10 protein-coding genes and 1 pseudogene are annotated in these 12,096 nt (G+C 65.0%); 9 read left to right on the top strand and 2 right to left on the bottom strand.

The features are described 5' to 3' along the window. Nucleotides 1–521 precede the first annotated feature (521 nt). Nucleotides 522–2,162 (bottom strand): glycerol-3-phosphate dehydrogenase, encoded by a 1,641-nt coding sequence (gene glpD / locus Q7V20_RS15495; protein WP_304793008.1) that lies wholly within the window; start codon nucleotides 2,160–2,162, stop codon nucleotides 522–524. A gap of 106 nt (nucleotides 2,163–2,268) precedes the next feature. Here glpD and Q7V20_RS15490 point away from each other — a divergent pair, with 106 nt between their 5' ends. The 3 genes from Q7V20_RS15490 to Q7V20_RS15480 all read left to right on the top strand — a co-directional run bounded on the left by Q7V20_RS15490 (nucleotide 2,269) and on the right by Q7V20_RS15480 (nucleotide 5,630). Beyond that, nucleotides 2,269–3,090, top strand: a complete 822-nt coding sequence (locus Q7V20_RS15490; protein ID WP_304793006.1) for a DeoR/GlpR family DNA-binding transcription regulator — start codon at nucleotides 2,269–2,271, stop codon at nucleotides 3,088–3,090. Between the two features lies 1 nt (nucleotide 3,091). Further along, nucleotides 3,092–4,591 carry a glycerol kinase GlpK gene (gene glpK / locus Q7V20_RS15485; RefSeq protein ID WP_304793003.1) on the top strand — a complete coding sequence of 500 codons (1,500 nt, stop codon included), beginning with the start codon at nucleotides 3,092–3,094 and terminating at the stop codon, nucleotides 4,589–4,591. Nucleotides 4,592–4,697: 106 nt separating this feature from the next. Further along, nucleotides 4,698–5,630 carry an alpha/beta fold hydrolase gene (locus Q7V20_RS15480; RefSeq protein WP_304793000.1) on the top strand — a complete coding sequence of 311 codons (933 nt, stop codon included), beginning with the start codon at nucleotides 4,698–4,700 and terminating at the stop codon, nucleotides 5,628–5,630. On the opposite strand, the gene Q7V20_RS15475 is transcribed toward Q7V20_RS15480, so the two are convergent. Then, nucleotides 5,627–6,805 carry a PEP-CTERM sorting domain-containing protein gene (locus Q7V20_RS15475; RefSeq protein ID WP_304792997.1) on the bottom strand — a complete coding sequence of 393 codons (1,179 nt, stop codon included), beginning with the start codon at nucleotides 6,803–6,805 and terminating at the stop codon, nucleotides 5,627–5,629. The two genes, Q7V20_RS15480 and Q7V20_RS15475, sit on opposite strands and share 4 nt — an antisense overlap. 340 nt (nucleotides 6,806–7,145) lie before the next feature. On the opposite strand from Q7V20_RS15475, the gene dapA reads away from it, so the two are divergent. The 6 genes and pseudogenes from dapA to Q7V20_RS15445 form a co-directional block, all read left to right on the top strand. Then, complete coding sequence (gene dapA, locus Q7V20_RS15470; RefSeq protein WP_304792995.1) at nucleotides 7,146–8,024, top strand: 4-hydroxy-tetrahydrodipicolinate synthase; 879 nt, start codon at nucleotides 7,146–7,148, stop codon at nucleotides 8,022–8,024. A 66-nt stretch (nucleotides 8,025–8,090) separates the two neighbouring features. Further along, entirely contained in the window at nucleotides 8,091–8,483 is a 393-nt protein-coding gene (locus Q7V20_RS15465) for a VOC family protein (RefSeq protein WP_304792992.1), read from the top strand. 16 nt (nucleotides 8,484–8,499) lie between these two features. Next, the gene (locus tag Q7V20_RS15460; RefSeq protein WP_304792990.1) at nucleotides 8,500–9,189 is read left to right on the top strand and encodes a YafY family protein; all 690 of its coding nucleotides are present in this window, start codon (nucleotides 8,500–8,502) and stop codon (nucleotides 9,187–9,189) included. 398 nt (nucleotides 9,190–9,587) lie between these two features. Further along, nucleotides 9,588–10,673, top strand: a pseudogene (locus Q7V20_RS15455) (YhcG family protein). Between the two features lie 131 nt (nucleotides 10,674–10,804). Beyond that, nucleotides 10,805–11,509, top strand: coding sequence for an Imm52 family immunity protein (locus Q7V20_RS15450; RefSeq protein ID WP_304792987.1), 705 nt, complete (start codon nucleotides 10,805–10,807; stop codon nucleotides 11,507–11,509). A gap of 85 nt (nucleotides 11,510–11,594) precedes the next feature. Continuing rightward, a partial coding sequence (locus Q7V20_RS15445) for a class I tRNA ligase family protein (RefSeq protein WP_304792984.1) occupies nucleotides 11,595–12,096 on the top strand: 502 nt, incomplete at its 3' end.

The following is a 12,096-nucleotide window of genomic DNA, read 5'->3' as shown; positions in this document are numbered from 1 at the left end:
GTCCCGCTGTTAGCGGGACTGCCTTGCGATGCTCGCGCCGAGGTGGTGCCGGAGAACTCACTGCGCGGATTGCATCCGCTTCGTTCAAACAACTCCGGCAGGTCAGATGACGATGCACGCTGCGCGTGCCCACCTCGGCACTGTGCGTCTCAGCACCAACAAGGCGCCCCGCCGAATACCCACCCAGCCCTTTTTTCGCCCCGCTGGTGGCATGGCACGGCTGCATTTCGTGCCACGCCACCAGCGGGGCGGATCAGGGATTCGGCGGTGGCGGGCTGGGCGACTTCGGGGGCGTCGAGGAGCGCAGGCCACGACGGGTTGCCCCTCGCGCAGCGAGGGGTCGGCGAGGACTGTCTGAGCTGCCGAAGGACAGCGAGTTCCGCAGCCGCCCGCCGTGGCTGAGCACCGCAGAGCAGTCCGCCGCAACGCGGTGGACCGCCACCATAGGAGCCCCGCCCGCCACCGCCGAATCCCCCGCCCCGCGCTGCCCAAACAACGCAAGGCAAACCCAAGCAAACCGCTCAGCGACTCATCCCACTGTGATGAAACCCCAGCGTGCGCCCCGGCGCCGCCTGCGCCAGCAACCAATCGGCCACCGCCTGGCGCTGCTCCGGCGTGTAGTGCAGCCCCAACTTGCTGCGCCGCCACAAAATGTCATCGGCCGTGTGCGCCCACTCGTGGCGTTTCAAGTAGAACAACTCAATCTCATACAGATCCGGCGCCACCTCTTCACCCAGGTCCGCCCGCGATGTCACCCCATCCAGCAAGCGCAAAACACGGCTGCCATAAGCGCGAGTCCAGCGCCGCATCAAAGCCAAATCCAACCAGGGATGCCGCCGCCGCAAACGCGACTGGAACTCGGTCATGTCCAGCTCGGGATGCACCGCCTCGTCGATCAGGTCGGTCAACTGCCCACCCGGCAAGACCGCGTCGGCTGTCCAGCGGTGGCGCAACTCGCCCAGCTGGCGCCCTACCAGGTCGGACGCTTCTTCCGACAGCAAGCGGAAGGTGGTGAGCTTGCCGCCCCACACCGTCAACCACGGCGAAGGATGGGCATGCGCCTCCAGCCGGTAGTCGCGCGTCACCGCCGAAGCCTTGCCACTGGCATCGTCCAGCAAAGGGCGAACGCCCGCGAATTGCCAGACCACATCACCCGGCTGCACCGCCTGGCGGAAGTAGCGGCTGGCGTGCTGGCACAAATACATCACCTCTTCCGGATCCACACCCACCGCACCCAGCGCTTGTTTGTGCTCCACATCGGTGGTGCCGATCAGGGTGAAGTTGCGCTCGTAGGGAATGGCGAAAATGATGCGCCGGTCTTCGCCCTGGAAGATGTAGGCGTGGTCATGATTGAAGATGCGCGGCACCACGATGTGGCTGCCCTTGACCAGACGCAAGTGCGCATGCGAAGCCTCACGTTTGCTGGACGAGGAAGCCTTGGGCTGCACCCCCATCACCTGCCTCAGCAAATGCTCGGCCCAGGGCCCGCCCGCATTGACCACGGCCCGCGCCCGCACGCGGATGGTGTGCGTGGGCTCTTGCGTGGCCGGATCGCGGTTCACCAGTTCAGCCAGCCAGCCCCCGGGCATGGCCTGCAGCTTTTCGCAGCGCGTGCGCGGCAGGATCATCGCGCCACGTTCGGCGGCGTCCATCGCGCACAGCACCACCAGCCGGGCATCGTCCACCCAACCATCGGAATACACAAAAGCCTTGGACCATTTGGCGTTCAAGGGCGCGCCCAAAGGGTCGCCTTTCAAATTGACCGTGCTGCTGCCGGGCAGGAACTCGCGCACCGCCAGGTTGTCGTACAACCACAGCCCCATGCGGATCATCCAGGCCGGGCGCATCGAGGCATCGTGCGGCAACACAAAACGCAGCGGCCACATGATGTGCGGGGCGGAACGCAGCAGCAATTCACGTTCGGCCAGGGCCTTGCGCACCAGCGAGAACTCACCGTATTCCAGGTAACGCAGCCCGCCATGGATCAGCTTGGTGGACGCCGACGAGGTGTGGCTGGCCAGGTCGTCCTGCTCGCACAACACCACGTTCCAACCGCGCCCAGCCAGGTCACGCGCGATGCCGACACCATTGATGCCGCCACCCACCACGAGGACGTCGCAGTGGTGGTCCGCCGAGGCAAGCTCTGAAGGGGGCAATGACAAAAGAAGCTTCCTTTTCTAGGTGGCGTGAGTTGTACGCGATCACTCTCCACTAGGCAAGCGCGTTTATCTTCACTATTGTTGCTTTTTTTCGTTTAACCTGCCGACGATGCCCAGCCCCACGCCCCCCAAGGAAGCCGTCGCCGCGCCCAACCAACACGACGACTGGAGCCCCAACCCGCGCCAGATCGCGCTGTTGGAAGAGGTGCGTGCGCGCGGCGCCGTCTCGGTCGAGCGCCTGGCCTTGCGCCTGAACGTGACCATGCAGACCGTGCGCCGCGATGTGCAACGCCTGGCGGATGCGGGCCTGTTGTTGCGCTTTCACGGCGGCGTCAGCCTGCCGCGCGCGGCACCCTCGGTGGGCGCATGGAAAGAGCGCCAAGCCCTGCGCGCCGATGCGAAAGCGCGCATTGCACGCTCGGTGGTCACCGCCATCCCCGACGGCGCCAGCATCATGCTGGGCAATGGCACCACGGTCGAGGCCATTGCGCGCGAGTTGCTGCGCCGTCCTGGCCTGCGCATCATCACGCACAACCTGCACGCCGCCCAGGTCTTGAGCGAACACCCCGACTGCAAGCTGCACGTTGCGGGCGGCATTTTGCGCACCCGCGACTGCGCGCTCGAAGGCGACAACACCGTGGCCTTCCTGCAGCAGTTCAAGGTGGACATCACCATCCAGTCCACCATGGGCATCGACCCCGACGGCACCATGCGCGACATCGACCTGCGCGAGCTGCCCGTGGCCCAGGCCATGATGACCCAGGCGCGCGAATGCTGGCTGGCCACCGACGTGAGCAAGTTCAACCAGGCCGCTCTGGCCGAATCCGGCCGCCTGCACCACATCAAACGCGTGTTCACCGAAGCCCTGCCGCCCGCGCCCTTCCCGGCCCTGCTGCAAGAAGCTGGCGTGGCCCTGACCATCGCCCCCTGACATGGCCTTGATCCTCGCCCTGGACCAGGGCACCTCCAGTTCGCGCAGCATCGTGTTCGACGAACGCGGCCAGATCCTGGCGCAAGCCCAGCGCGAGATCCGCCAGATCTACCCACGCCCCGGCTGGGTCGAGCACGACCCCATCGAGCTGTGGACCAGCCAGCGCGACACCGCCTTGGCTGCTCTGCAACAAGCCCAGGCGCGAGGCCATGCCTTGAGCGACGTGCGCGCCATCGGCATCACCAACCAGCGCGAGACCACGGTGCTGTGGCGCCGCGACACCGGTGAGCCCATCGCCCACGCCATCGTCTGGCAAGACCGCCGCACCGAAACCCTGTGCGCCGAATGGCGCGAGCGCGGCCTGAGCGACACCATCCGCAGCAAGACCGGCCTGGTGATCGACCCGTATTTTTCAGGCACCAAGCTGAAGTGGCTGCTCGACCACGTGGACGGTGCGCGCACGGCGGCCGAACGCGGCGAACTGGCCTTTGGCACGGTGGACAGCTGGCTGCTGTGGCAGTTGACGGGCGGGCGCGTGCACGCCACCGATGTCAGCAACGCCTCACGCACCTTGCTGTTCAACATCCACACCCAGCAATGGGATGAAGAGCTGTTGACCCTGCTCGACATCCCGCCTTCGCTGCTGCCCAGCGTGCACCCGTCCAGCCATGCGTTTGGCGTGGCCGAGGTCGATAGCTTGAAAGGCCTGCCCATCGGCGGCATCGCGGGGGACCAGCAAGCAGCGCTGTTCGGGCAAGCGGGCTTCAACGCCGGCCTGGCCAAGAACACCTATGGCACCGGCTGCTTCATGCTGATGCACACCGGTGGCCTGGCCCAGCCCTCGGCCAATGGCCTCTTGACCACGGCCGCGGCCCAGGTTGGGCCACATGCCCAGTATGCACTGGAAGGCAGCGTCTTCATCGGCGGCGCCGTGGTTCAGTGGCTGCGCGACGGCCTGCAAGCCATCCGCGCCGCCAGCGAGGTGCAGTCCCTGGCCGAAAGCGTGCCCGATTCGGGCGGCGTCATCTTCGTGCCCGCCTTCACCGGCCTGGGCGCGCCCTATTGGGACAGCGATGCACGCGGTGCCATCGTCGGCCTGACGCGGGGCAGCACCGTGGCGCACATCGCGCGCGCGGCACTCGAATCCATCGCCTTCCAAAGCGCCGCGCTGCTGCTGGCCATGAGCCGCGACGCCGTCGCCGCCGGGGGCCACCCCGTGACCGAACTGCGCGTGGACGGCGGCGCCTGCGTCAACAACCTCTTGATGCAGTTCCAGGCCGACCTGCTGGGCATCCCGGTGGTGCGCCCCAAAGTGGTCGAAACCACGGCCCTGGGCGCCGCCTTCCTGGCCGGCTTGTCTTGCGGGGTCTACCAGGACACCGCCACGCTGGCCCGCCTGTGGCAAACCGACCGCGTCTTCCACCCCACCCAGCCGCGCGAACGCGCACAGGCCTTGATGGCGCAGTGGGAGCGCGCCGTGCGCCAGGCCTGCACCACCTGACTGGCAAGCAAAGTCAGGAAGACCCGCAGGCCGAATGTCGCGGGCACTTCCCTGTTGTCGCGCCGCCCCCTAGGCCACTGACCGGCGAGTCAGTAACATCCGGCCGATGAACGACACCAGCACGACCTCCTTTGTCCAAGCCCCCGGCGGCCGCTTGGCCCTCAGACGCTGGGGCACCACGGGCAAGCCCGTCATGGTGCTGGTGCACGGCTACCCCGACAACAGCAGCAAGTGGGAGGCCGTGGCCCAGTACTTGGCGCCCGACTTTGACGTGGTGGCCTACGACGTGCGCGGCGCGGGCGAGTCCTTCAAGCCCCAAGCCGTGGCCGATTACAAGCTGGCCCGCTTGACCGAGGACTTCACCGCCGTGATCAACGCGGTCAGCCCCGACCAGCCCGTGCACCTGGTGGCGCACGACTGGGGCTCGGTGCAGAGCTGGGAGTTCGTCTCGGAGCCCGCGTTGAAAGGCCGCATCGCCTCCTACACCTCGTGCTCGGGCCCTTCGCTGGACCACATCGGCTTCTGGATGCGCGACCGCGTGCGCCACCCCAGCTTGTCTGGCCTGGGCCAGTTGGGCATGCAGTCGATCAAGTCCTGGTACGTTTATTTCTTCCAGTTGCCCTGGCTGCCCGAAGCCCTGTGGCGCCGGGTGCTGGGCCGCCACTGGCCGGGCCTGATGCGCCTGCTGGAAGGCACCCACATCGAGCCCCGGGCCTCGCAGGGCGAAGACGGCGCCTTGGGCATCAACCTGTACCGCGCCAATGTGTTCGCCTGCATGATGAATCCGCGCGAGCGCTTTGCGCATGCCCCCGTGCTGCTGCTGGTCGCCCTGAAGGACCACTTTGTCAGCCCCGCCCTGACCGCCGACCTGGCCCGCTGGGTGCCACGCCTGACGCGGCGTGAAGTGCAGGCCGGGCACTGGGTCACCATCCAGCAACCACAGGTCTTCGCCTCGGCGGTGCGGGACTTCATCGCCGCACTGCCGGTGGAAAGCGCCTGCGCCGAGCCCACCCGGGGCGGCGCAAGGCAATCCGCTTAAACGGCGGCTTCTTCTGCGCGATGGCGGGCTTTGCGGCGCGCCACGACCACGCCCATCAATCCCAGGCCCAGCCCCATCAAGGCGTTGGTGCCGGCTTCAGGTACGGCACTCAGCAGGTAGCTGCGGCTGTTGCTGGCGGTGACCAGCAACTGACCCACATCGTTCAGGCCCACCACGCTGGTGAAGTACAGGCCGGCGATGGGCGCCACCAGCGAATTGACGTCCAGGTACTCCAGGCCATTCAGCCCAGTGACGAAACCATGCGATTCGCTGCCGACCGAGAATGAACCGCCCACCTGCCCCAGGTTGTTGATCGCGAATGCCGCACTGGCGACCCCACCCATCAAGGCACCCAAGTCAGTCATGCCCACACCGTTTGGCCCGGTGACGAAGGCACGGTTGCCCAACAGATGAGGGGGGAGCTCTGGCGTCGCCGTGAAACCGTTGGTGTATCCCACGATCTGGCCGGACGCATTCACGGCAGTGGCCGAACTGATGTTGCCGCTGAGCCCGGCGATGTGGCTGATGCCCGGAACACCCACCTGGCTGCTGAAGGCCGCGCCCGCGCAATTGCAGCTCTCGGTGGCGCTGCCCACCACCTTGCCCGAGTCATTCACGGCATTGGCGCCGCTGAAAGCGGTGGGCGTGCTGCCCCGCCCACCGGAAAAGGAGCCCAGGTTGACCAGCGGCGCGCCTGCCGAAGCGGCAGAAAACGCGCGGGTATTGCCGTCTCCGGCCACCGCATAGCCGACGATCTGACCCAGGTTGTTGATCCCCGTGGCGCCGCTGGTGCTGCCCCCCAGGGTACCCAGGTCGGTCATGCCGACACCGCCCGCACCTGTGGCAAATGCGCGCGTCAATCCGTCGGCCCGAGCGGCACGACCCACCACCTGGCCCGCATCATTGATGGCCAACGCGTAGCTGGAGGCACCACCCAAAGTCCCCAGATCGGTCAAACCCAGGCCATTGGCGCCCGTGATGAAGGCATGCGTTGCGCCGCCGACGGTGGTGCTGGAGCCCACCACCTGACCCAGGTTGTTGAGGGCGGTACCGATGAGTGTGCTCCCCCCCAGCGTGCCCAGGTCAAAGGCACTGTAAGACTGCGCTTGCACGGCCTGACTCGACAAGCCGACGGTCAAACCGGCCGCGACTGCGGCAAGGCGATGAATGGACATGGTTGGTTTCCTCCACTGATGTTTTGAACAACCCAGGTGGCTGCGCACTGCCCGGGTGTGGCATTGTTGGCCAAAACAGGGCCCCAAACAGTGGGGTTTTCAATCATCACCCCCTCACCTGCGGGCCTTCACGCCCCTTTGAGTACACTCAAGCCATGAACGCCACGGCCTTCTCCTTCAAATCCAAAAAACAGCAGCTCATCTGACCGGAGCCACGCTGTTCCGTCCAGATGAGCGACGGAACAGCAGCTGAAGTGCCCTGCCTGGGCTCACGCACACACTTTTCCTGAGCCCTTCTGAACGGCCCCTTCATGCGGTCAATGTTTCAGGAGAGTTCTCGATGTCTTCCGTTTTTTCAGGCATTTGGGTGCCGCTGGTCACACCCTTTCAAAACGGCGCAATAGACCACGCGGCCTTGCGGCGATTGGTGGGCCATTGCGTGGCCAGCGGCGTCCATGGACTGGCCCCTTTGGGCACCACCGGCGAGCCCGCCATGTTGGACGATGACGAGCAACTGGCCGTGCTCGACACCGTGCTGGAGGCCGCCCCGGGCCTGCCGGTGATGGTCGGGCTGGCCGGTGTTCACCAAGGCGATCTGATGCGGCGCTTGAAAGCCTTCACCACCCGACCCATCGCCGGGGTGATGGTGCCTGCGCCGTATTACATGCGTCCCTCGCAGCCAGGCATTGCCGATCATTTCACCCGTCTGGCCGACGCGTCCGCGGTGCCCCTGGTGCTGTACGACATCCCCTACCGCACAGGCATCGACATCCAGCTGGACACGCTGCTGACCCTGGCAGCCCACCCCAACATCCAGGCCCTGAAGGATTGCGGGGGATCCCCCGACAAGACGCAAGCGCTGATCGCCGATGGGCGCCTGGCCGTGCTGAGTGGTGAAGACGCGGCCGTGTTCTCGTCACTGTGCATGGGCGGGCACGGGGCCGTCGCCGCCTCGGCCCAGGTGCGGCCCGACCTGTTCGTGGCCATGTACCGCGCGGTGCAAGCGCAAAGGCTGGCAGACGCCCGTGCGATCTTCCATGCCTTGGCACCCCTGGTGCGCACCCTGTTCGACGAGCCCAACCCCAGCGGCGTCAAAGCCGCGCTGCACCACCAGGGCTGGGTGGACAACGAGTTGCGACCGCCGATGAGCGCTGTCTCGGATGCCACACAGGCACGCCTGGCCCAGCACCTTGAAACGCTGGCGAACGCACCCTGCTGACACCACGCTGTCAGGAGCCCCTGGGCACCATGAGGGCTCCTGTCAACAACCCCAAGGAGCCCTGTCATGAGCAACCCAACCACCGCCATCCGCCACGCCATCCACTGGTTTGAACTGCCGGTTCGCAGCATTGAGCGCACCCAGCCGTTCTACGAAAAGATGCTGGGCGTCAAACTCAAGCGCGAGAACTTTGGCGGGGCCGACATGGCGGTCTTCCCCTCGGACGACGGCGGCATCCATGGCTGCCTGACGGCCGAACCCAACGCCCCACTCGACCACCACGGCGCCGCCCTGGTCTACCTGAACGCCGAACCCAGCCTGGACGCCGCCCTGCAACGCGTTGAAGCCGCAGGCGGCCGCATCATCACGCCTCGCCAGGAGTTGCCCCAGGGCATGGGCTGTTTCGCCCACGTGACCGACCCGGAGGGCCGCCGCGTGGGCCTACACGCGCAAAGCTGAGCACAATACCGGCACCATGCGCCGCGCCGACCGACTCTTCCAACTGCTGCAACTGATGCGAGGCCGCCGCCTGTCCACGGCGGACTGGCTGGCGCAGCGCCTGGAGGTGTCGGCACGGACGGTCTACCGCGATGTGGCCGCCTTGCAGGTGCAGGGCGTGCCCATCGAGGGCGAGGCGGGCGTGGGCTACCGCGTGGCGCGCGACTACAACTTGCCCCCGCTGATGTTCACTGCCGAGCAGGCCCAGGCCCTGGTGGCCTCGGTGCGCATCGCGCGCAATCGGCTGGACCCGGACCTGGCCGCGCAGGCCGACGAAGCCTTGAGCAAGATCCTGAGCGTGTTGCCCACGGACAGCCGCACCGCCGCCGACAGCCTGCAGTTGCATTCGCTTTCGCGGCCCCATGAGCCGCTTCACCTGAACCGCCTGGGCCAGCTGCGCAAGGCGATCGAATCAAAAAGCGTGGTTTGCATCCAGTACCAGGACGTGAACGGCCAGCCCACAGGCCGTTGGCTGCGCCCGCTGGCCTGCCTGTATTGGGACACCGTCTGGACCCTGTCCGCCTGGTGCGAGCTGCGGGAAGACTTCCGCCAGTTCCGCATTGATCGCATTCAGCAGCTGGAGGTGGGGCCACGCACCTTCCAGGACGAACCCGGCAAGACGCTGGCGGACCTGTTTCGGCAGTTTTGTGAGCCGCTGCCGCAGTGAGAAACGCCGCCCCTGCTCCAGAGCATCCATACAATGCCACACAGCCCAAAACTTCTCCGGCTGATGAGAGAACAAGCAGCGCATGGATCAGAGCCAGCTCAAGTGGATAGCCGATTTCATCTGGAACATCGCCGATGACCGGCTGAAAGCCATGCATGTGCGCGGCAATTACCGCGACCACATCCAGACCATGGTCGAGGCTGACATCCTCGGCGCTGGAGGCGCTAACAGAAAGTTTATTGCGCGAGATTGTGGAAGTCGCATCATGATTGCCTCGGCAACAAGAATTGTCGTATCAGTGAAACGACAATTAAGTTGGACGCGCACCACCGTGCCCAGAACTGTGGGTGGCATGGCATGGCATGGCATGACACGCAAGCAAGCAAGCACCAGCCGCGCTGCATCCTGGCTCCTCGGCTGGGGATCCAGCAGGCACCACCGCATTGGCCAGCGACATCCGCCAGCTGATCGTCGAAGCCCGTGCCGGGCTGGCCACCACGGTCAACTCGGCCCTGACCATGCTGTACTGGCGCATCGGCCAGCGCATCCGTACCCAAGTGCTTCAAGGTGGGCGAGCCGAATACAGCGAGCAAATTGTCAACTCACTGGCACAGCAACTGGAAGCCGACCACGGGCGCGGTTTTGGAAGTAAAAATCTTCGCCACATGCTCCGGCTGGCCGAGGTCTTTGAGGCTCAAGACATTGTCTACGCACTGAGTAGACAATTGAGCTGGACCCATCTGCGCACACTGATCTACATCGACGACCCGCTCAAGCGCAACTTCTACCTGGGCATGTGCCGCACCGAAGGCTGGAGCACACGCACCCTGCAAGGCCGACTCGACTCCATGCTGTTCGAGCGCACGGCGCTATCGCGCCAGCCCGATGAACTGGTGGCGACGTAGATCACCGCCTTACGCGAACAAGGCGACCTCAGCCCAAACCTGGTTCTCAAAGACCCCTACATCCTGGATTTTCTGGGCCTGCAGGATCGGTATCTGGAAAAAGATCTTGAAGATGCCATCCTGCGCGAACTGGAAAGCTTTCTGCTGGAACTGGGTGCGGGCTTCACCTTTGTCGCCCGTCAAAAACGCCTGCAAATCGACAACGACGATTTCTACATCGACCTGCTGTTCTACAACCGCAAGCTGAAACGCTTGGTCGCCATCGAGTTGAAGTTGGGTGATTTCAAAGCGGCGGACAAGGGGCAAATGGAGTTGTACCTGCGCTGGCTGGCCAAACACGAGCAAGAGCCGGGCGAAGCGCCACCCTTGGGCATTATTTTGTGCACCGGGAAAAACCGCGAGCAGATCGAACTGCTGGAGCTGGATCAAAGCGGCATCCATGTGGCCGAATACCTGATCGGCCTGCCCCCAAAAAAACTGTTGGAGCAAAAGCTTCACGAAGCGGTGGCGCGATCAACAGCACGGCTGGAGAACCGGGGTGGCAATGATGCGGGCACAGCCGCGGTCGGGGGCAACTGATGGGCGCAGACCGCCCCAGCCCACCACAACTCTGGATTGCCCTGGGCACCGGCGCGCGTGCGCGTGACTGAATGTGAATCTGCACCGATGACGCCCCGCTGGACTACCCCCGACTACCAACCGTCCTGCTTTTGGGCACCCCCAACCAGGAAGGACAAGATGCGCAGTCGTGCGCGCAAAGGCTGTGCGACTTCCTGCGGGCCATCCAGCCGCACTGCCCGGCCGGGACGCTGTGGCATTTTCTGGGGCCGGAGGACGCTCTGACACGCGTCCCCACCGATGCCGACAGTCTGCGTCTGAACGCCTTGAGTCCAGGCAACGGCGATTCGCGAGGCGTGGCGCCCCAGGCGCGGTATCCCGCCGTCGGATTCAGCGTGTTGTTCATGACGGCCAAGCGGGGCGGCGCCAGCCTCATCGTCAGCCTGGGACAAGGCGACGAAGGCACCCACAACCATCTGCGCCTGAGCTTCCCATTCAATGGCGAAGCTGCTCAGCTTTGGTCAGAACCCACCCGTGTGGAAGCCCTGTTCACCACCTGCATCCACTTCTGGCAGGCCGACGGCGCGACTGTTGACCACACCGACATCCGGGACGAGGACGTTGGCCATCCCCAGCCGGTGTACTGGTTTGTCCATGAGCGCGCCTGGCAACAGCCTTTGCCACCCCTTCCGGCAGGCGTTCAAGTCAAACCGCTGGAAGAAGGCGCAGGCCAGTACATCATCACCACGCCCGATCGCTACAACCGGCTCATTGATGCCCACCGCGAGGCGAGCGAGGCTGTTAAGTGCATCCTGCAGCAAGCGCAGCTGTACCCGCCCAGCGCCCACTTCCTATAATCCCGGGATTCCCTATTTCACAGGCTGGGAGCACCTCCATGCACAGGAGGAGCGCCCAGCCTGATCTTGTCTTGCCGGTGCCCCCATGAGCGACTCAGCCGAAAACCAAACTTACGACCCGCGCGCCACCGAAGCCCGTGCCCAGCAGCACTGGAACGAGCGCGACGCTTACCGCGTCACCGAAGACAAGAACAAAAAACCGTTCTACGCCTGCTCCATGCTGCCCTACCCCAGCGGCAAGCTGCACATGGGTCATGTGCGCAACTACACCATCAACGACATGCTCACGCGCCAGTTGCGCATGCAGGGTTTCAACGTGCTGATGCCGATGGGCTGGGACGCCTTTGGCCTGCCGGCGGAAAACGCCGCGCTGAAGAACGGCGTGCCGCCGGCCCAGTGGACCTTCGAGAACATCGCTTACATGAAAAAGCAGATGCAGGCCATGGGGCTGGCGATCGACTGGAGCCGCGAGGTCGCCACTTGCACGCCCGAGTATTACAAATGGAACCAGTGGCTGTTCCTGAAGATGCTTGAGAAGGGCATTGCCTACCGCAAGACCCAGGTCGTCAACTGGGACCCGGTCGACC

This window comes from Aquabacterium sp., assembly GCF_030652515.1.
Taxonomy (GTDB): Bacteria; Pseudomonadota; Gammaproteobacteria; order Burkholderiales; family Burkholderiaceae_C; genus Aquabacterium.
This window is presented reverse-complemented; position numbering and strand designations above follow the sequence as displayed.